Origin of the sequence: Microcystis wesenbergii NRERC-220 (genome assembly GCF_032027425.1) — a bacterium.
Lineage (GTDB): Bacteria > Cyanobacteriota > Cyanobacteriia > Cyanobacteriales > Microcystaceae > Microcystis > Microcystis wesenbergii_A.
Genome location: NZ_JAVSJA010000001.1, coordinates 656,839 through 677,880, shown reverse-complemented (window position 1 = coordinate 677,880; position 21,042 = coordinate 656,839). Strand labels below are relative to the sequence as shown.

Below are 21,042 nucleotides of genomic sequence, written 5' to 3'. Positions count from 1 at the left end.
ATTAAGTCCAAACTGTAAGAACGCAAAACAATTAAATACTGTGGGACACACAGAAATTTACGCTTGGGGAGTAGTCCATAAGAGTGCTTGCCTTATCGGTGTAGTCGGACTAGACATGAAACCGTAAGACCAAAATTAGCGTTGCTAGTGGAGGCAGGATTCAGCCCAAGAATCTCCGCACTTTTAGGGCGGAGAGTGTCAATGTCAATAGGGGGAGCGAGCGCTCGTTTCCCCGCTTGTCTATCTAATATCCCAAGGAGATTCTTGTGGCCAAACGTCGTAATTTGAAAAAAGAAAAAGCGGAACGCAACCGCGCCTACGCTCGTCAATTCCGGGCCGCCTCTAATCGTACCACCACCAGAGGAGGTAGAGGCGGTTATTCCAGCGATCAAAGACAATCTTCGGAAAATGAAGGGGCAGCCGATACCTAATCTGCTGACTTAGTTAGGGTCTGCGGCAAAAAGTTTTTCGTGGGGACAGGGTGTAGGGTGTGGGGTGTGGGGTGTAGGGTTTTACCGATTCTCATCTGGTCAATTACCTAATTTTCAGAGAAAAAGTCCCAGAATTTTCCCCCTATCTCTCCCACAACTGGTACTTTTTGATTGACAAAAAGTCTAAAAGTCTTACCCAATAAGGTTTTTAGATTTATTCAGCAAGCCCGAGTTAATCTAGCAATAAAAGCCATAGCCTCGCTTTTATTGCTGACTATTCCATCTAAAGTTGCCCCCAAGACTGCCGCAAGTAACGATTTAAACTGGGGACCCGGTTGATAACCCAAAGCTTTTAGGTCATTGCCGTCGATAGGAGCCTCGATCTGCGACCATTTAGTTAAATATTGCCAGATTAAAGCCCGCATCCTAGTCTGACTCCGCATCGCCACCAGTAACAAACTAGGAACCTTATAACCATTGAAAAAGCTGACAATTTGACTAACGGGTCGAGCATAAGCAAAATTATTGCTAATCTCCCTTTCCATAACTTCTAGTTTTTGTAAACGCTCCACACTATCTTTGGGCAATTGTAAATTATTAGCGATCGCTATTCTTTCCCCCACAGCCAGAGAAGCGATTAATAATTCCAACCGCATTAACCAGGCATTCACCGGCAATTCCAGACTTAAACAATCTAACCAACGACTGAGAGAGCGCAATTGTCGCCATAAAGCCTGATTTAAACTTAAATCCCCGTGTAAACAGTGCAAAGCCCCCAACTCAGCCAACTTTTCTAAGGCACTTTCCCAGTAATCCGCCTCTAAAATATAATTCAACTCCGCTTTTAAACGGGACTGTAAAGCAGGTGCATTCTGATTTTGTTGCCGTGAGCGATCATAAACTCCACTTTCGATCGCATACCTAATATAGCTTTCTGTCAAGGGTTCAATAACAAATCCTAACCGAGTGGCAAAACGCACCGCTCGATAGATGCGCGTCGGATCCTCGATAAAACTATTAGCGTGTAAAACCCGGATTTGTTGGGCGCGTAAATCCAACATACCGCCAAAAAAGTCGAGTAATTCCCCCTCTTTCGGCGAAGTTAGGCGAATTGCCAGAGCATTAATCGTAAAATCCCTTCTATACAAATCCTGTCGAATCGAACTAGCCTCCACTTGGGGATTGCTGGCAGGATAGGGATAGAATTCCGTGCGTGCCGTGGCGATATCCACCCATAACGAGCCAAAACGCTCATCTTTGTGCCATAACAAAGCCGCCGTCTGAAATTCCCCGTGAATCGATAACCGGGCCCCCGGATAAATTTCCTGTAAACAATTAGCCAATTCTACCCCCGCACCCACATCGGCGGCGCGATGGCAGCCATCCACCACTAAATCGATATCCTGTAACAATAAAGTATCCCTTTCTGCCGCTAACAATAAATCGCGCACCGCACCCCCAACCAGATAGAGATGCCAACCGCGTTTTTGAGCGGCAGCGGCGGCAGCTTGCAGGAATGACCATAAAACCGGCTCTAAACGCTCTTTAATCGTCGGTAAAAGACAGGAAACCAAAGCAACCCCTTCAAAACGCACCCGCTCATTTTGATGAATCTGTCTTAATACATCTGTACGAGTGACGATACCGACTAACTGCCCGTTTTCTAGTACAGGTAAACGCCCCAAATCATACGTTACCATCAGCGACTCGATTTCCTGAAGAGAAGTGTCCGGGGTAATAGTTTTCGGATTACAAGTCATGTATCCCTTCACGGGAGAGTGAGAAAAGCCGTGATGGAGAGCTAAATCGAGGTCACGACGAGAAATCACCCCAACTAAGCGATCCTGCTCATCTACCACTGATAACCCCGAATGGCCGTAACGAAAAAGGATGCGCTCGGCTTGAGATATGGAAGTATCGGGACGAATTGTCCGCACCGGAGAAGACATTAAATCCCTAGCGGTGGGAGGAGGAGGAATTTGAGCAATTAAGTCCCCCAGTAGTTGATTTAACTGTTGAACTGGCTGAACATCGCGAAAACTCACCGAAGCGGCCTGAGCATGACCACCGCCGTTATAGGGGGAAAAAAGCTGATATAGATTCACCCCATCGATCCTAGAGCGACCAATCACAGTTAAACGCTGTCGGGAATTATCTTCCTCGTTTTTACTATAACTATGGCCGAAAAGTAGCGCATCACTATCGGATAATTCCAGTAGGCGCTCGGCCACACTAGACAAACCGGGGATAAAATCGGCAGTATGGAGAAGAACATGGGCGATTTTACGGCCATGGATCGTTTTAATCTCCAGATTTTCCCAAGCAAGGCTAAATAACTCCTGTAAGCGGGGGGAAAAACTCGGTTGACAGTATTGGGCGATCGTTTTAATGTTAGCACCATAGGTCATTAACCAGGCCAAAGCATAGGCATCCCTGGGGGTACTACCGGCAAAAGTCAGGGAACCCGTGTCAACGTGAATACCGAGCGCCATTACCGTCGCTGCCATCGAGTTTGGTTGAATATGGGCTTTTTGTAAAGCTTCGACAATTAAAGTCGTGGTAGCTCCCACTGCCTCTAAATGGACGCTAGAGGCATGAATATCACTTTCACTATCTAAATGATGATCATACAATTCGATCGCCTGTAAATGCCCTAAATCTAGCCACTGGGAGGCTTTTCCCAGACGCTCCCGCCACTGATTATCAACGACAATTAAAGAGCGAATACGGTCCGGATTGACACTACGCAGTTCAATTAAAGCGAATTCATCCCGATGCAGGGCCAAAAATTCCCTTACTGTTGGGTGCGCTCCCCCCGTTAACACAATGCGACTACCCGCTTTCAGCAACGATAAACCCACCGCTGCCCCCAAAGCGTCAAAATCCGCCGTTTGATGACATAAAATTAAATCCATAGTTTTTTTTGGGGTTTTAGGGGTTGAGGGTTTTTCGGTAATCAGTAATCAGTTTTTTTCTTCCTACTCCCCTACATTTCCATTAAGTAACAAAATTTGGTAGGGTACTATATCAGGGAGAATTATCTAATATCAAGTGTTTTAGGAGAACCCAATCATGTCTATTGTCTTTCAATTTTTTCTCATTGCCCTAGTTTTATTTTCCTTGCTAATGGTGATTGGTGTCCCCGTTGCCTATGCTTCCCCCCAAAACTGGGACCAATCGAAACCCCTTCTCTATGTGGGTTCGGCAATTTGGGCGATTTTAGTCGTTGCCGTCGCTATTTTAAACTTTTTAGTGATTTAGTCTTGATCAGGAGACGGGAGACTCCGAGACAGGAGACTATTTTTATTGATTCTCCCCTCTCCCCCTCTCCCCACTCCCTTCTCCCCCACTCCCCACTCCCCAACCCCTATCCCCTTCTATCTATGACTGTTTTTGAGGGAAATTTTACCGAGGATATATCCTCTTGGCGCTTTGCGATCGTGATTGGTCGTTTTAATGATCTCGTCACTGATAAACTGTTATCAGGCTGTCAAGACTGTCTCAAGCGTCACGGGGTTGATATTAATCCCGATGGCACTCAAGTGGATTATATCTGGGTACCGGGTAGCTTTGAAGTGCCAATGGTAGCCCGTCAAGTCGCCCTTTCCCACCGTTACGATGCCGTTATTTGTCTAGGGGCAATTATTCGCGGCCAAACGCCCCATTTTGATTACGTTGCCGCCGAGGCCGCTAAGGGTATCGCTGCGGCCGCTTTTCAGACAGGTGTTCCCGTTGTCTTCGGTATTCTCACCACTGATACCCTACAACAGGCCCTCGAACGGGCCGGTATTAAAAGTAATTTGGGCTGGAATTATGGCCTATCTGCCCTAGAAATGGCTAGTCTCATGCGTCAATTGCGCCCCCGGGATGAAGATAAACCCCTAGGATTATTGCAAAATAATCCCCAACAGGCACTGATAGAAGGCTAAGAAAATTCCCCCAGTATTTAGGGTTTTAGTTATCCCCACTCTCCAGGAGTTCCACTGATGAGCGAAGCCCAACAGAACAAATATATTAACCAACTGAGACGGCAATTAGTCAACGCTGTCGAGAGAATCAAGACTCTGGAATTAGATTTAGAACCAGAGGGGCGGATTACGGAAGCTTTTGACGCTATGGAACGCCATATCGCTGAAAAATTCGCCGCCATTGACAAGCGCTTTGATCGCTTGGAACATCAGTTCAACCGACTACAGGCTAAGATAGAAGTGGTTCTCGAAGCTATTACCGGTTTGGGGGATTTGCCAGAAGATGAATCATTGTCAAAAAATGCTGCAAACTACTTGACAAATGCTCTGAGATTTGGCATACTTAGGGAAGTGTAAAAAAACGGCTTGCGGGCATAGCTCAGTGGTAGAGCGTCACCTTGCCAAGGTGAATGTCGCGCGTTCGAATCGCGTTGCCCGCTTGAAAAAATCTTGAAATAGATTTTAAAATTGGGATGAATAATTTAGAGGTATCCCTTAAGATAGGAATTACCCGTGAGAAACAGGTTTCAGGATTTTGGGCAACCATTGAATCCCTGAGCTATTGCTCACGAGCGACTAAAAACAACCGTTTATAAACAAAAAATTAGCTTGTGCGACCGCATAAATATACCAAAATCGACCAACACCAAGACTATCCCTGTCCCTGTCGTCGGAAAGGGACATTATGCCCGATTTTATTGACCGATGCCTTTGGATGCGATCGCTGTCAACAGATATTTGTGGTACAGGAAAACGGCCAAATTATCGAACAATTAGCCCCCCACTATCCCTATAAACGCACTTGGCGCTGGACGGGATTTCGTTGGGTGAGTACCAATCAGCGGCTTGGGCAAGAGGTATTACCCCTAATGATGGGGATAATTCTGTTATTATCGATCGTGTGGCTACCCTTAATTTTGAAATCACCGCCCCTTCGACTTGGCTCAGGGCAAGCGGGGGTAAGCGTGATTTTTGGGGCAATTCTAGTTATGCTATTAGTTATTTTGCCCGCATTCATCTTTTGGTTAGCCTATCGACGCTAGACAAGAATCTATGATCGAAAGTTCCTCCACCCCCCCCCTGACGATCTTTAAGCAAGCATACAATGCTTTTCTGGCTCTAGGTCAATTTAATGGCAACGAAAGAAATCGCGGAGTAATTGCGATCGCTAAGGGCATTAAAACTGGCTTTGATCGCATTTTAGAAGCCAATACCCTCGATTTAGAAGTCAGTCGAGAGATGGCCGTCTCAGAACAAATGATTCGCTGGTTACGGTTAACTCCCGAACGTTTAGAGACGACGGTGGAGGTATTGCAACAACTAGCGGAAGCATCGGATCCGCTGCAACAGGTAATTAACGCTGCCTATCAACTGAATCCTTCCCAAACCTATTGCCAAAGGATGCCTTTAGGAGTGATTGCCTTCGTCTATGAAGGTTTTCCCGAATTAGCAATGGTAGCGGCGGGATTTTCCCTAAAAAGTGGCAATAGTTTGATTATTCGCGGTTCCAATGCCTCTAGTCATTCCGATGGGGTGATTACGGAAATCATCCAAGAAGCATTGGAAGATGTGGGTTTACCCGTGGATTGTGTGAGTGGTTTGCCCTGTGATTCTAGTCCCTCCCTAGAGGAGTTGCTGACCCAGGAAAATTATGTTAATTTGATTATTCCCTACGGTCGCCCTAGTTTAATCGGTCGGGTAAGTCAATTGGCCACGGTTCCCGTTTTGCGCGCGGCGATGGGAAACTGTTATTTGTATTGGTCTCCTAGTGGCGATTTGGAGTTAGCCCGTCAGGTAATTATCGATAGTCATGGCAGTATACCCGATCCGGTTAATGCGATCGAAAAAGTTTTAATTAGTCCCCATCAGAATTCTTCGACTTTAAGTCGTTTGTTTAAAAGTTTGCAGGAAAAAGGCTTTAAATTGCGGGGAGATACCCGATTAGCGGCGGATTTTCCGGAACATTTAACCATTGCTACCGATAATGATTGGCAAAGACCCTATTTAGAAAAAACCCTGGCCTTTAGGTTAGTGGATACCCTCACTGATGCGATCGCTTGGATTAATAAGTATAGTAGCGGTCATGCCGATTGTATTGTCACCGAATCCTATCGAGAAAGTCGTCAATTCGCCATGGAGTCCGATAGTGCTTTAGTTTATATCAATTCTTCACCCCGATTTGATCGCAATCCCAAACAGGGAGAATCGGTATTTTTGGGCATTTCCAACCAAAAAGGCCAGCGCCGGGGGTTAATCAACCTAGAAACCTTTACCACCCTTAAACAGGTAGTGCAGGGCTAGTTTTTTTCAGTGATCAGTCCACAGTAAACAGTAATCAGTGAACTGAAAACTCACATCTGATAACTGATAACTGGTAACTGATAACTGAGAAAACGGTAGCAATTTCTACCAAAAGTCAGAATAAAATTCGTTATTGTCATAAAGTCATGAGGGAATGTAATTAAAACGAGAAAGAATGCGGATTGAGCAATTGCAAGCCTTTTTAGCCGTAGCCGATACGGGCAATTTCGGTCAAGCAGCGCGCCAGTGTGGAGTCACCCAATCGACTATCAGCCGCCAGATTCAATCCCTAGAAACCGATTTGGGCTTACCTCTTTTCCATCGTACCGCCCAAGCGAAGTTAACCATTGCCGGGGAGAAATTACTGCCCCGGGCGAAACGGATTTGTCAAGAATGGACGAATGTTCACGAGGAAATCACCGACCTACAGGCAGGAAAACAGCCAGAATTGTGCGTGGCGGCGATTCATTCCGTGTGCGCCCATTATTTACCGCCGATTTTGCCGAAATTTTGTGCTGAATACCCAGAAGTTCAGTTAAGAGTGACAGCCCTAGGCAGCGATCGCGCTTTAAAAGTCTTGCGGGATGGTTTAGTAGATGTGGCCTTGGTAATGAATAATCGTTTTCTCACCTCTAGCCCGGAGATGGTGGTAGAAATATTATATGAAGAAGCGATCGAAATTCTCATGGCCGCTAATCATCCCCTCACCCAATACAAAGAAGTGCCATGGTCAGAATTAATCCCCTATCCGCAAGTGGTTTTCAAAGATGGCTACGGAATGCAAAGATTAGTACAAGAATGGTTTTCCCGTCAGGATGCCCACCTGAAAACTGTCATGGAATTAAACACTCTCGATGCTTTTCGCGGTGTGGTGCGTCAGGGTAATATTATCGCTCTTCTGCCCCAATCTGCCCTGATGGAGGCTCGTAGCGATGCTACCCTCGCCATTCGTCCCCTTCGACTTGGCTCAGGGCAAGCTCTTGCTTCCCCTAGTGGCGAAAATCCCCATCTTAATAATGGTAAATTTAGTCATCGTCTCACCCGTCAGGTAGTCCTTGTCACCACCAGCGATCGCCTACAGATACCACCGATCGCTCATTTTTGTCAATTAGTGCGGCAAATGAAGCAAAGTGTGGTTAAAAGCTGAGAAAATCCCCCTGTCCAGCCTTAAAAATCCCAATCAATCCTATTTACTCTTTATTTTCTTCCTTGAGATGAGCGATACTTTTCGAGAATTATTAAAAGCGATCGGTAGTGGCACCCATACGGGCAAAAATCTAACCCGTCCTGAAGCGGCGATGGCCACCAAGATGATGTTAACCCAAGAAGCAACTCCTGCTCAAATCGGTGCTTTTATGATTGCCCATCGCATTAAACGCCCCACCAGCGATGAGTTAGCGGGAATGCTTGATGCCTACGCCGAGCTTGGCCCGCAAATAACCCTAGAATCAGCCTCTTTTCAGCATCCGATCACTATTTTGGGCAATCCCTACGATGGACGTTCTCGCACTGCCCCGGTTACTCCGATCACTACTTTAATCCTAGCGGCGGCAGGGGTTCCCGTAGTCCTGCACGGGGGCGATCGAATGCCGACTAAATACGGTATTTCCCTCAGGGAAATCTGGCAGCAATTAGGAGCAGATTTTAGTCAATTATCCTTAGCAGCAGTGAAAGACTGTTTAATCACCACAGGATTGACTTTTTTCTATATTCCGCGCCATTTTCCCCTAGTACAGAATTTTGTTACCTATCGGGAGCAAATCGGTAAACGTCCCCCCATGGCCACGGTAGAGTTAATCTGGTCGCCTTTTGTCGGTAATATTCATCAAATATCGGGTTTTGTTCACCCCCCCACCGAAGATCGTTTTCGCGAAACTTTTGCCCTGAGAAATATCTCTCACTTCACCACCGTGAAAGGATTAGAGGGGAGTTGTGATTTAGCCTGTAATCGGACGGCGATTATCGGTCTGGGAAATCCCACCGATCCCCCTTCCTTTCAGCGATTTTTCTTAAATCCTCGCGATTATGGCTTCTGTCCTTCGGATTATCCCCTCGAATCTTTAGAGATGCTCACCGCTAAATTAAAGGGTTTATTAGCTGGAGAACATAATGAATTAACCGATGCGGCAATTTTTAACGGTGGTTTTTATCTTTGGCGCTGTGGAATTGCCCCAGATCTACCCACGGGTTTCCAACAAGCACAAAAATGTTTACAGTCGGGAAAAGCTCTGGCTAAACTGCAACAGATCAGTAATTATCTGGAAAATCAGGAATAGATAGGAATAGGGCTGTAGGGGAAATTACTTCTAAATCAATCATTAATTCGAGAAGTTGGACTAAGAAGGTAAACCCCAGACTTGGTGTAACTTCTAGGTTTAAAGATCAATACTTTTGAGAAAAAAATTTTCCCGACTGCATCATTTCCTCGCTCAAGTGGGAAAGCTATGACTAAGGTGAACGATTTAGAAGTTTCTAATTCCTATCACAGTCGCCCGTAGAGAAGCCGCCATGTCTGCAATTAATCCCTCGACGCTCGAAACTGAATTCATCTCTCCCTCTTTTTCTGTCCTAAAATTGAAGGAAAACTCGATCGACCTAGATGAAGATTTTCTCGGCAGTGATTTAGAAGATGATTTAGTATCTAGTCCTGAAAAAAGCTACAGCAAAGGGACAACTACTGATTTAGTACGTTTATATCTACAAGACATTGGCAGAGTGCCTCTACTCAAACAGGAGGAGGAAGTTGAACAAGCGCAACGGGTGCAGCGTCATCTGTCTTTACTGAAATTACGCGCCGCCGCCGTTAAACAAGGTGATGCACAAGTACAGCAATTTGTCAAGTTAATTGAGATTTGCGATCGGCTAACCGCTCGATCAGCCCATCGTCCCTCCCTAGAACGTTGGGCAAAAACCGCCCAAATCACCGTGTCTGAGTTAAAAAATGCTTTAAAAGCAGGAAAACAGCGTTGGGCGCACCTAGCGGGCTTAGAAGTGGGGAAATTAGAAGAAATTATTACCCTTGGTACCCGTGCCAAAGAACAGATGATCAAGGCCAATTTACGTCTAGTGGTGTCGGTGGCCAAAAAATATCAGAATCGCGGTTTAGAATTATTGGATTTGATTCAAGAGGGAACCCTGGGTTTAGAACGGGCCGTCAAGAAATTTGATCCCAGCAAAGGCTATCGTTTTAGTACCTATGCCTACTGGTGGATCCGTCAAGGAATGACGAGAGCGATCGCAACTCAAAGCCGGATTATTCGCTTACCGGTTCATATTACCGAAAAACTCAACAGAATTAAGAAGGCACAAACGAAAATCTCGCAAATGCGCGGTCGCACTGCGACCGTAGAGGAAATTGCCCAAGAGTTAGCTCTGACTCCTGAAGCTGTGCGGGAATTGTTGATGAAAGTGCCGCGTTCGGTTTCCTTAGAAATAAAAGTAGGTAAGGAAAAAGATACGGAATTATTAGACCTTTTGGAAACCGAAGCACTGTCTTCAGAAAATCATCTTGTCTATGAATCTTTGCAAAGAGATATGAGAGAATTATTGGCAGATTTAACCGCTCGTGAACGAGAAGTGATTGAATTGCGCTATGGTTTTCTCGATGGTAAATCCCATTCTTTGGCTGATATCGGTCGCACTTTGGAATTATCCCGGGAAAGGGTACGACAAATTGAGTCGAAAGCGTTGCAAAAACTGCGTCAATCCCAGCGACATCATCAAATTTGCGATTATTTTGAAGCGTTGAGTTAGTTAGGGTATGTGGAAAAAGTTTTTCCTGGGGGCAGGGTGTGGGGAGTATTTTCAGTGAACAGTAAACAGTAAACAGTAATCCTAAATCCTGTTATTAAAAACTGATTAGTTATTCCTCCTTTTGCCTCTTGCAAGAGTGCCTCTTGCCTATCCTGATATGTAGCCTATACTCAACGGATTTAGTATTAATATGTCCAATTTTGTTTCGTCTGTAGGGTGTAGGTTCCGTCGCGCACATTGACCCGATGGGGGATCAGCTTCAGGTCTCGGAAGATATGAGCTTGGTGTTGTAGGGCCGTCAGAGAGCGATCATCGATCGGGATAATGGCACGTTCAGAGGCCCGTTGTTCGAGATTAGCCACGATCGCCGGATCGATCTCGTGGTGGGCTGCCAAGCGTCTCGTCGCCTCTAACTCCTGTTGTTTCGCCCAGGCCCCCGCCTCGTTCACCTCTTCTAAAATCACCTTCAGTACATCGGGATAATCTCGCACCAATTCGGGAACCGCATAATAATAGGTCGGCACTTCTAGAGAGGCGTTTTCCCCGAAGATGCTCTCCAAATCGGCCAACGATCTTCCCGGATAGGTGCGCGTCTCCGTGGGCGAGTAGGGAACCCACACCACCCAAGCGTCGATCTCACCGCGACGGAAAAGCACCAGTGCTTCCGGTTGGGTTGCATACACCGGTTCGATATCGCTTAATTCTAGATTCACTCTCATCAGGGCGCGGATGAGGACGTAATGGGCGCTCGAACCCCGATCGAAGGCGATTCTTTTTCCTTTTAAATCCGCCAACGTCTCTATTGGCGAATCCTCCGGCACGAGGATCGCCTGACCTTTGGGGGCGGTATATTTTTCCTTGGCTACCCGGACGAAGACGTGTTCGGCCGCTTGGGAGAAAATACTCGCCGTACCGCCACCACCGCAGAAGTCGATCATTCCGTTACTCAAAGCCTCGATCAGAGAGGAAGCGGCCAGAAAACTCGTCCACGTTACCGTCACCCCAAAGGGTTTTAAGCGTCTTTCCAGAAAGGCCTGGGCGCGGAGAACTTCCAGATTGGTCATGCCCTCAGGGTAGCCGATCTTGAGGGTTCCTAACCGCCGCGCTTGTTTGGCGAGGGGAGTGATAGGGTCGGGGGTTGAGCGCTTGAACCAGCGATCGATCAGGATACAGAAGAGAATTCCGGCGATAAATAATCCCACGGTTTCCAATAGCCGGGGAGTGGTATTCCGGGGGAATTTAAAGCTATCGACGAGGTTGAGAATCGGGTTATCGGATCGAGAATTTTGACCGACGGCGATCGTGTGGGAAAATCCAGCCAGGAGAAAGCTCCCGACCAGGCTGGTCACAAAAAGCACCGCGGGACGAACTCCCCGCCAATTTCGCCACGGTTTCCAGAGACACTTGATCGAACGGTGGAGCATGGGATTTCTCGCAGAAAACAAGATTTATCGTCGGGCAAGGAGACAAGAGGGAAGGGTTTCCCAACTCGATCCCTTCGACTTGGCTCAGGGCAAGCGGGAGAGGTTCCATTAGTTTTATCTACATACTATAGAAATCCACGACTCCTAGATTGTGTAGTGAATTACATTTATAAATGTATTGAAAATGATATAGTTTTAAAATTAAATTGCGCCCGCATTTGAGAGATCGAGGTGGTATGGATGGATTGGTTGATCGAAATCGTCAAAATCGCGGTGGCCACCGGCATAGCCACCACCTTCGACGACAATATTTATCTAACTGGCTTCTTTAGCGAGGTAAATCGTACCTTTCGCCCGGTTCACGTCGTCGTCGGCGAGCTAGTCGGGTTTACGGCCTTAGTATCGGTTAGCTTGCTGGGTTTTCTACTCGGCCTAATCATCCCGCCGATTTATATCGGTCTTCTCGGAATCTTGCCGCTCCTCATCGGTGTGAGAAATTTAGTGACTTTAAATCGCGATAACGAGAGGGAAACCGCAGATCGCAAGGTGAATTTGCAAAGAAACGCCCAATTTCATGGGTTCGCCTCCCGCAGACTATCCCTCGCTCAAGTCCTCAGAGATCGCCAAACCTATCGAGTCTCCGCGGTCACGATATCCAATGGCGGCAATAATCTCGGTATCTACATTCCCCTATTCGCCAATAGTACCGTGGCGCAGTTAGCCGTAATCATCCCGATCTGCTATTTAATCGTCTGTACTTGGTTATTTCTCTCCTATAATCTAACCCGCCAACCGGGGATCGCAGTTGTCCTCAGCCGTTATGCGAGTAAGCTTTTCCCTTTTGTGCTGATGTGGTTGGGCCTACGGATTATTCTCGATAACGGCTCCTATCGCCTGTTGATTCCCATCGGCTAAATTAGACCCCCCGTAAACGCCAATCTCCGGCTCCCACGGGAGTCAAAATTCAGGAAGAGAGAATAAAAATTAGTTGGTTTAGATCAACCTTATCGAGAAAATCCCGATGAATGTATCACTGTTGTCAATTCGATCGCTGTTTCGTCGCTTTCGTTCCCTTTCGGGGAGGAGCTTCCTTTCCTTCCTGTTAGTGGGACTGTTGGCAAGTCTCGCCCTCGCCTCCTGCGGCGGGATCGGCTCGAAACCGGAGGTGAAACTGAATCTCGTTTCCTTCTCGGTCACGAAAGCCGCCCACGACCAGATTATCCCGAAATTCGTCGAGAAATGGCGGAAAGAGCATAACCAAAAAGTCATTTTCCAGCGGAGTTACGGCGGTTCCCTAGCCCAGGCCGATGACGTGAACGCAAAGCGCTCGCTACGCGAGATCGCCGGGAAACAAGAGGCGGACGTGGTACATCTCGCCCTTCCCCTCGACGTGATGCGGATATCTCAAGCCGGCCTGATTAATCGCGGTTGGGAAGATCGGGTGCCGCGGCGGGGGGTGGTGAGTCACTCGGTGGCGGCGATCGTCACGCGGGCGGGAAATCCGAAAAAGATTCAATCTTGGGCGGATCTGGCTAGAGAGGACGTTACGGTTCTATCCGCCGATCCGAAAACTTCTGGGATCGCTATTTGGCAGTTATTAGCCCTCTGGGGTTCGGTGACGCAAACGGGGGGCGAACCGCAACAGGCATGGGATTTTGTCCGCCGGATCTATCAAAAGATTCCCACCCTAGACAGGGACGCGCGGGAAGCCAGCAATGCCTTTTTCCAAGAAGGAAAGGGGGATGTTTTAGTCACCTACGAAAACGAGGTAATTCTAGCGGCAAGAAATCAACCCGATACCAGTTACTTAGTCCCCCCGGTCAATATCTCGATCGATAATCCCGTGGCGGTGGTGGATAGAAATGTCGATAAACACGGCACGCGAGAGGTGGCCGAGGCCTTTGTGGATTTCCTCTATTCCGAACCGGCACAACAGGAATTGGCCAAATTGGGCTATCGATCGGTCAATCCCTTCGTGGCCAAGGATGAAGGATTACAATTCCCGCCGATCGAAACTCTTTTCAACGCCCAAGATCTCGGCGGCTGGACGTTGATCCAAACAGAATTTCTCGCCGATAAAGGCATCTTCGAGCAAATTAAGAACCAGTCCGCTTCTTAACATTTTTCCCGCTTTAAGTACCTAAGCAAAATTAATTACACATATCTAACCACCTCTTGCCTCTTGTCTCTTGCATGAGTGCCTTTCTTCACTAGGAAATTTATTTTGCACGACTACTTAATCTATGAAATTCTCTCATTATTTTTTCCTAATCTCCCTTCTGATGGCCAGTAATTTGATCGCCGGTTGCGGTCGCCCGGCCGACTCGGCCGAGAAAGAAGCGCCAGTCTCGATCGACGGTGGTGCGGTGGGTTTCGCCCTCTCCCTCGCCGTTGCCGAAGAATATCAGAGAATCCATCCCGAAGCGCGGGTAAGCGTCGCCACCAGTGGAACCGGGGGCGGTTTTAGTAAGTTCTGCGCCGGAAATCTCGACATCGCCGGGGCATCGCGGGTGATCCGGAAAGAAGAGATCGAGAAATGTCGGGAAAACGGCGTGGAATTTCTGGAATTACCGATGGCGATCGACGGATTGGCGGTGATCGTCAATAAAAAAAATCAATTCGCCAAGTGTTTAACGATTAAAGAACTCGATAAAATGTGGAACACGAAAGCGGAGGGTAGGATTACCAGTTGGAAACAGATTAATCCCAAATTTCCCGACGAAAGATTATTACTTTTCGCGCCGCCTTCCGATACGGGAACCTTCGATTATTTCACCCAAGCGATTACGGGAAAACGGAGAAATAGCCGTACCGATTTCACCCCGAACCGCAATCAAAACGCCCTCGTACAGGGGGTGATCGGCAATCCATCCGCGCTTGCCTATTTAGGCATCTCTTTCTATATGCAGAACCAAGATCGATTGAACTTGGTGGCGATCGAAAATAATGAAGGAAAATGCGTCAAACCGGTCCCCATCGATAACGTTCTCCGCAATGTCTATAATCCCCTTTCCCGTCCCCTGTTTATCTACGTCAACAAGAATAATTTAAAAACGAATCCATCCCTGGAAAAATTCGTGCGCTTCTATTTAGAAAATTCATGGAAATGGGTCGATGGCGTGGGTTACGTCGCTTTACCTGATGAGGCCTACGTCAAAACCCTGCGGAAATTCGAGCGCGGGGAAACGGGATCGAAATTCGGCAAAGCTAAACCGGGAGAACCGATCACGAACTTTATCTAAAAAAGGAATTTTGTCAAACCATGACCTTAACCCCGAGTTCTTTCGATAATTCTTTTTTCGCGGGAGATAATTCACTCCTCAAGCACCCCGGCGACGATATTCAAGAGAAGATAATCGCGCTCAGCAATTCTCATTTTAAAAAGTAACAAGTGATACAGACAGAAACAAAGCTTTAAGCAAGCTACAAAATGCGCTCCCGCGAGTGCGACTGCATCGCAGAGAAGTGAGTATATAGAGTATTTATACTCAAAATATTTGAAAGATGGGAGAAATCTAGAACAAAAGTTCTCTACATCAGAAAGAGAACCAAATAAAAATTGATGATTGTTGTCTGTTGAGGTAAAATTATTAAGTTGGAAATATTAATTAATCAAACTGTTCTGCGATGACGAAAAAGGCTGTGACTTTAGAAATTCCTGAATTAATACAATTTTTAGTTCAAGAATTACATGACTTACCCGATGACAGAAAACCAGGAAACAATACCAAATATCAGGTAGAAGATGCAGTTAAGGCGGCTTTTTCGGTTTTTTTTACTCAGTCACCTTCTTTTTTAGAGCATCAACGTTTGATGAAAATTAGTAAGGGAAAAGATAATGCTTCAAGTTTATTTGGTATCAAAAAAATACCTTGTGATAATCAAATCAGAAACCTGTTAGATCCTATCCCAGCTGCCACAATATTTGGCTCTTTTCAACAAGTCTATCAATGGTTAAAAAAACAGGGAGTTATTAAAAATTTTTTCTACTTAGATGAGGAAATTTTAATAGCTTTAGATGGTACGGAATATTTTTCTTCAAAGAAAATTAGTTGTCCCCATTGTAATTGCCGCAATCATCGTAAGGGAACGACAACTTATTTTCATGGTTGCGTCACGCCAATTGTGGTTTCTCCTGAGCAAAAACAAGTGATTAATTTAGAACCAGAATTTATTAAAAAACAAGATGGGCAGCAAAAACAAGATTGTGAAAATGCGGCTGTTAAAAGATGGTTAGATAAGAATCATCAAAAGAAGTATGGTTATCCTGTAACCCTGTTAGGAGATGACTTATACTCTCGCCAACCTATCTGTGAGTTAGCTCTAAAACAAGGTTATAATTTTATTTTTGTTTGTCTTGAAACTTCTCATAAAACCTTATATGAATGGCTAGAATTTTTAGAAAAAAGTGGAGAAGTTAAAACCGTAGAAAAGAAACAATGGGATGGACGAAAGAATCTCATTTATCGTTATCGTTATGTTTCTAGAGTTCCTCTGAGAGAGGTCGAGTCAAGTCTCGAAGTTAATTGGTGTGAAGTCACGGTCATTAATGAAAAAACACAGAAAATTATCTATCAAAATAATTGGATTACCAATCATCAAATTACTGAAAATAATGTTGAAAAAATTGTCAAAGCTGGACGCAGCAGATGGAAAGTTGAGAATGAAGGAAATAACGTTCTTAAAAATCACGGTTATAATTTAGAACATAATTTTGGTCATGGTCAAAGTCATTTATGCGAGTTCTTGTTGTCTTTAAATTTACTAGCTTTTTTATTTCATACCGTTTTAGATTTAGTTAATCATACTTATCAAAAGATTCGTGAGTTATTAGTTACTCGCACCAGTTTTTTTAATGATATTCGTACTTTATTAAAATATTTTTGTTTTAAGAATTGGTCAGAGTTTTTCTTGTTTATTCTTACCGAATATGTCCCGCTCAAAAAAATAAATTCTAGTTAAAAATGTCAATTTTTCGAGAGAAGGAAAGATTATTTTATTCATTGAAAAAACCACAAATTAGGTCAGAATTTCAGCTAAATTTATGAGTTGAGATAAGTTTTTTATGGGCAGATATTTTAAAACTGTCTCTTGAAGCTAATTATGATGATTATCTTGAAAAAAAATGATAATTAGACAGAAGTTCTCTTGTTCACATAGAGAACTTTATCTTCTTTTGTTTTCAAAATGAGAATTGCTGAATCGCGCTAATTCTCTTTGTTTGCGCTTTCGTTTCCGTGGCGACGACGCTCGGCATCGTGGCGATTATTTTTAGTGAAACCTGGGGATTTTTTCAAGAGGTATCTTTCGCCCAATTCTTTCTCGATACCCGTTGGACTCCACTGTTCGCCACCCCTCATTTCGGCATCTGGCCGCTGATTAACGGGACATTTTTAACCACAGCGATCGCTATGTCCGTCGCGGTTCCTTTAGGCCTATCTTCCGCGATCTACCTCGCCGAATACGCGAAACCGAACCTGGCGGCGATTTTACACCCTGCGGTGGAACTTCTTGCCGGGATTCCCACGGTGGTGTACGGGTACTTCGCCCTACTCGTTGTCACGCCCACTTTGCGGAATCTTTTCCCCGTCGAGATTTTTAACGCCCTCAGTGCCGGGCTAATGATGGGGATCATGATCACTCCCACGGTGGGATCGATTAGTTTAGACGCGATCCGAGCGGTTCCCCGTTCCCTGCGCGAGGGTTCCTACGCCCTAGGAATTACCAAGCTGGAAACGATTTTTAAAGTGGTTCTCCCCGCCGCCCTCTCCGGGATCATGGCCTCGATTATTCTGGGAATGTCGCGGGCGGTGGGGGAAACGATGACGGTGTTGATCGCCGCCGGCTCGCAACCCCGGCTTACCCTCAATCCCTTCGAGTCGATCGCCACGATGACCGCTTTTATGGCCGAGATTTCCGGGGGAGATGCGCCCCGGGGCAGTCTCAGTTTTAAAACCCTCTACGCAGTCGGCGCGGTGCTTTTTTTGATCACGCTGGTGCTGAATCTAGCCAGTTACTGGATATCCCACCGTTTTAAAGAAAAATACGATTGATTTCCCATGGTTAAATCCTCTGTCAAATCCGATACCGTTGAATTTATCGACCATCTCGAACGCCGCGAGGCGATCGGCAAATTCTGCGAGTATCTTTTCCTCTTCGGTTTACTGATCGGTTTGTTCGTTCTGGCGCTGTTGGTGTTGAATATCGCCCACGATGGACTCGGACGACTCTTAACCCCCGGATTCCTCACGGAAACGCCTTCCCGTTTCCCGGAAAGGGGCGGTATCCGTCCGGCGATCATCGGTAGTTTCTATCTGGGGATTATCGTGCTTCTCGTGGCGGTGCCGATCGGGGTCGGGTCGGCTTTGTATCTAGAGGAATACGCCCCGAAAACTTGGTGGACGGCACTGATCGAGGTGAATATCGGCAATCTGGCTGGGGTTCCCTCGATCGTCTACGGCTTATTAGGATTAGCGGTTTTTAACTATCTGCTCAATTTTGGCCCGACGCTGATTTCCGGCGCGTTAACCCTTGCGCTTCTCTCGCTGCCGGTGATTATCGTCACGGCGCGGGAGGCGATCCGGGCGGTTCCCGATTCCCTACGCCAAGCCTCCTACGGTCTAGGCAGTACCAAATGGCAAACGATCCAACACCATGTTTTACCCTACGCGGTGCCAGGGATTCTCACGGGGGTGATTATCTCCGTGTCGCGGGCGATCGGGGACGCGGCTTCCTTAATGGTCGTCGGCGCGGTTAGTTTCCTCACTTTCGATCCTGGTTTATTCCAACGCTTTATGGCACTACCGATTCAAATTTTCAGCTATATCACCCGTCCCGAACCAGGTTTCGCCAATGCGGCGGCGGCCGCGATTATCGTTCTGATCCTGTTAATTCTCGCCCTCAACGCCATCGCCATCTATCTACGTCAACGTTATTCGACACTGAATTAGGGAAGGCAGCGGGCAAGGGGGTAGATACAGAACCTTCCCTACTCCTGCACTCCCCACTTCTCCAGTACGGGAGGGTTTGCAAACCCGCCCCTCTAAAAAAACCATCGATCTTTAATAAACGATCAGGAGAATTTTTGCCATGACTACCCACCTTAACCCAGATCACAGTGTTTTCGAGGCGGAAGGAGTGAAAGTTTTTTATAACGGGTTTCTCGCTCTTGTGGACGTTCATATTAAAATTCCCGCACGAAAAATCATCGCCTTTATCGGCCCGTCTGGTTGCGGGAAAAGTACCCTCTTGCGCTGCTTTAACCGAATGAATGATCTGATCCCCGGTGCCAAGGTGGAGGGAAAACTACTTTACCGAAATCAGAATATTTACGATCCGCAGGTCAACGCGGTCAAGTTACGGCGACAGGTGGGGATGGTTTTCCAACGTCCGAACCCTTTTCCCAAGAGCATTTACGAGAATATCGCCTACGCGCCCCGAACCAACGGTTATCAGGGCAATCTGGACGAATTGGTCGAGTATTCCCTGCGGCAGGCGGCGATCTGGGAGGAAGTAAAGGACAAACTGAAAGAAAAAGGAACGGCACTATCGGGGGGACAACAACAGCGTCTCTGTATCGCCCGTGCGATCTCGCGTAGCGAGCGCGTTGCGACCGCTATGAAGCCAGATGTTTTATTGATGGATGAACCCTGTTCGGCCCTCGATCCCATCTCTACCCGTCAGGTGGAGGAATTGTGCCTACAACTGAAGGAAAGTTACACGATCATTACCGTTACCCACAATATGCAGCAGGCATCGCGGATCGCCGACTGGACGGCATTTTTTAACACCGAAACCGATCCGTCCGGGAAACGCCGGGGAAAATTAGTCGAATTCAGCCCCACGGAAGTTATGTTCGGCAATCCGCAAACCGACGAGGCCCGGGAGTATATTACTGGGCGATTCGGGTAATCGAAACAGAAAAAAGGCTGATAGTCTGTTTTTCAAAACCGTCCGCGGTTTTATGCCGAAACAAACACCCCTTGGTATGAATATAAAGAACCGGATTTTCGCCATTTTGTTGGTTTTTGTCCCGATCTCGATCGCTGGGAATTTCCTCCATTGGGACGTGACGCTCGTTTTCCTGAGCGCCTGTCTGGCGATCGTTCCCCTGGCCGCTTACATGGGAAAAGCGACCGAGGAAATCGCCGTCGTGGTCGGTCCCAATCTCGGCGGTTTACTGAACGCCACCTTCGGCAACGCCACCGAATTAATTCTCGCCTACGCCGCCCTGGAAGAGGGTTTGATCGAGGTGGTGAAAGCGACGATTACCGGTTCGATTATCGGGAATCTGCTGCTGGTAACGGGCTTATCGATGTTTTTCGGCGGCTTACGCTATAAAGAACAGAAATTCCAGCCCGTGACCGCCCGTTTAAATTCCTCGTCGATGAATCTCGCCGTGGCAGCGATCCTCCTACCCACGACCGTTCAATACACCTCCGCCGCAATCGAGGAGAGCGTCCTACAGCGTCTCTCGGTAACGGTGGCGGCGGTATTAATTTTTGTGTATTGCCTGAGTCTGCTGTTTTCGATGAAGACCCATACCTATCTTTACGAGGTGGGGGACGCAGATCTCGATCAAGAGTCGGGGGAAGCGGTAAGCGTAAAAAAGCCGAATCTCTGGCTCTGGGTGGGGATATTACTGCTCGTGACGCTCGGTGTGGCGGTCGAATCGGAATTATTAGTTAATACCCTAGAGGAAGCCACGCATAAATTAGGATTAACGACCCTTTTCACGGGGGTGATCCTGCTGCCAATTATCGGCAACGCGGCCGAACACGCCACCGCGGTTAGGGTCGCCTTAAAAGACAAAATGGATCTGGCGGTTTCCGTGACGGTGGGTTCGAGTCTGCAAATCGCACTTTTTGTCGCGCCGGTTCTCGTAATCGCGGGTTATTTCCTCGGTCAGCCGATGGCTCTCGATTTTGATCCGTTTGAATTGGTCGCCGTCGCCGTCGCGGTGTGGCTGACTAACTCGATCAGTAACGACGGTCGCTCGAACTGGCTAGAGGGTATATTACTCGTCGCGACCTACGCGGTGATCGCCCTCGCTTTCTTTTTCCATCCCGCAGCGGCCTAGGGCGATCGGTCGTGCGAAATACAGTTTCTCAATCGGGATAGGTAGTAAAATTCTCCCGTTCCAGAACCTTTGAAGGAAAAGCCGAA

16 protein-coding genes, 1 tRNA gene and 3 pseudogenes are annotated in these 21,042 nt (G+C 46.9%); 18 read left to right on the top strand and 2 right to left on the bottom strand.

Annotation, left to right across the window (positions count from 1 at the left end; all coding sequences use genetic code 11):
* Window positions 1-266: 266 nt before the first annotated feature.
* Window positions 267-431, top strand: coding sequence for an Asl3888 family RNA-binding protein (locus RAM70_RS03430; RefSeq protein ID WP_002733784.1), 165 nt, complete (start codon window positions 267-269; stop codon window positions 429-431).
* A 218-nt stretch (window positions 432-649) separates the two neighbouring features.
* On the opposite strand, the gene RAM70_RS03425 is transcribed toward RAM70_RS03430, so the two are convergent.
* Window positions 650-3,346, bottom strand: a complete 2,697-nt coding sequence (locus tag RAM70_RS03425) for a CBS domain-containing protein (RefSeq protein ID WP_312672303.1) — start codon at window positions 3,344-3,346, stop codon at window positions 650-652.
* Window positions 3,347-3,503: 157 nt separating this feature from the next.
* Between RAM70_RS03425 and psbZ the strand changes: the two genes are divergently transcribed.
* The 9 genes and pseudogenes from psbZ to sigC all read left to right on the top strand — a co-directional run bounded on the left by psbZ (window position 3,504) and on the right by sigC (window position 10,453).
* Complete coding sequence (gene psbZ, locus RAM70_RS03420; protein WP_002732865.1) at window positions 3,504-3,692, top strand: photosystem II reaction center protein PsbZ; 189 nt, start codon at window positions 3,504-3,506, stop codon at window positions 3,690-3,692.
* 122 nt (window positions 3,693-3,814) lie between these two features.
* Window positions 3,815-4,360, top strand: coding sequence for a 6,7-dimethyl-8-ribityllumazine synthase (ribH, locus tag RAM70_RS03415; RefSeq protein ID WP_045361263.1), 546 nt, complete (start codon window positions 3,815-3,817; stop codon window positions 4,358-4,360).
* 57 nt (window positions 4,361-4,417) lie between these two features.
* A pseudogene (locus RAM70_RS03410) lies at window positions 4,418-4,693 on the top strand (hypothetical protein); the annotation flags it as partial.
* A 74-nt stretch (window positions 4,694-4,767) separates the two neighbouring features.
* Window positions 4,768-4,839: transfer RNA gene (locus tag RAM70_RS03405), tRNA-Gly, on the top strand.
* A gap of 171 nt (window positions 4,840-5,010) precedes the next feature.
* A complete protein-coding gene (locus RAM70_RS03400) occupies window positions 5,011-5,442 on the top strand; it encodes a hypothetical protein (RefSeq protein ID WP_045361149.1) in 432 nt (143 codons plus the stop codon).
* 10 nt (window positions 5,443-5,452) lie between these two features.
* Window positions 5,453-6,700, top strand: a complete 1,248-nt coding sequence (locus tag RAM70_RS03395) for a glutamate-5-semialdehyde dehydrogenase (RefSeq protein ID WP_045361148.1) — start codon at window positions 5,453-5,455, stop codon at window positions 6,698-6,700.
* A 175-nt stretch (window positions 6,701-6,875) separates the two neighbouring features.
* Window positions 6,876-7,847 (top strand): LysR family transcriptional regulator, encoded by a 972-nt coding sequence (locus RAM70_RS03390; protein ID WP_045361147.1) that lies wholly within the window; start codon window positions 6,876-6,878, stop codon window positions 7,845-7,847.
* A 67-nt stretch (window positions 7,848-7,914) separates the two neighbouring features.
* On the top strand, window positions 7,915-8,976 hold the full coding sequence (locus tag RAM70_RS03385) for an anthranilate phosphoribosyltransferase family protein (protein ID WP_312675790.1): 1,062 nt from the start codon (window positions 7,915-7,917) through the stop codon (window positions 8,974-8,976).
* Between the two features lie 232 nt (window positions 8,977-9,208).
* A complete protein-coding gene (gene sigC / locus RAM70_RS03380) occupies window positions 9,209-10,453 on the top strand; it encodes an RNA polymerase sigma factor SigC (RefSeq protein WP_045361146.1) in 1,245 nt (414 codons plus the stop codon).
* Between the two features lie 185 nt (window positions 10,454-10,638).
* Here the strand turns inward: sigC and RAM70_RS03375 are convergent, their stop codons facing one another.
* Window positions 10,639-11,877 carry a sulfonate ABC transporter substrate-binding protein gene (locus RAM70_RS03375; protein ID WP_312672296.1) on the bottom strand — a complete coding sequence of 413 codons (1,239 nt, stop codon included), beginning with the start codon at window positions 11,875-11,877 and terminating at the stop codon, window positions 10,639-10,641.
* Window positions 11,878-12,117: 240 nt separating this feature from the next.
* On the opposite strand from RAM70_RS03375, the gene RAM70_RS03370 reads away from it, so the two are divergent.
* The 8 genes and pseudogenes from RAM70_RS03370 to cax all read left to right on the top strand — a co-directional run bounded on the left by RAM70_RS03370 (window position 12,118) and on the right by cax (window position 20,956).
* The gene (locus RAM70_RS03370; protein WP_045361144.1) at window positions 12,118-12,792 is read left to right on the top strand and encodes a cadmium resistance transporter; all 675 of its coding nucleotides are present in this window, start codon (window positions 12,118-12,120) and stop codon (window positions 12,790-12,792) included.
* A gap of 106 nt (window positions 12,793-12,898) precedes the next feature.
* Window positions 12,899-13,996, top strand: a complete 1,098-nt coding sequence (locus tag RAM70_RS03365; RefSeq protein ID WP_312672294.1) for a sulfate ABC transporter substrate-binding protein — start codon at window positions 12,899-12,901, stop codon at window positions 13,994-13,996.
* A 124-nt stretch (window positions 13,997-14,120) separates the two neighbouring features.
* Window positions 14,121-15,119 carry a PstS family phosphate ABC transporter substrate-binding protein gene (locus RAM70_RS03360; protein WP_147071477.1) on the top strand — a complete coding sequence of 333 codons (999 nt, stop codon included), beginning with the start codon at window positions 14,121-14,123 and terminating at the stop codon, window positions 15,117-15,119.
* A 385-nt stretch (window positions 15,120-15,504) separates the two neighbouring features.
* Window positions 15,505-16,753, top strand: a pseudogene (locus RAM70_RS03355) (ISNCY family transposase).
* Between the two features lie 325 nt (window positions 16,754-17,078).
* Window positions 17,079-17,930 (top strand): annotated as a pseudogene (gene pstC, locus RAM70_RS03350) (phosphate ABC transporter permease subunit PstC); the annotation flags it as partial.
* A gap of 6 nt (window positions 17,931-17,936) precedes the next feature.
* On the top strand, window positions 17,937-18,827 hold the full coding sequence (pstA, locus tag RAM70_RS03345; protein WP_002738206.1) for a phosphate ABC transporter permease PstA: 891 nt from the start codon (window positions 17,937-17,939) through the stop codon (window positions 18,825-18,827).
* A gap of 139 nt (window positions 18,828-18,966) precedes the next feature.
* Window positions 18,967-19,788: a phosphate ABC transporter ATP-binding protein PstB gene (gene pstB, locus RAM70_RS03340; RefSeq protein ID WP_190381631.1), complete on the top strand. Its 822-nt coding sequence runs from the start codon at window positions 18,967-18,969 to the stop codon at window positions 19,786-19,788.
* Window positions 19,789-19,864: 76 nt separating this feature from the next.
* Window positions 19,865-20,956 carry a calcium/proton exchanger gene (gene cax / locus RAM70_RS03335; RefSeq protein ID WP_312675786.1) on the top strand — a complete coding sequence of 364 codons (1,092 nt, stop codon included), beginning with the start codon at window positions 19,865-19,867 and terminating at the stop codon, window positions 20,954-20,956.
* Window positions 20,957-21,042: the final 86 nt, after the last annotated feature.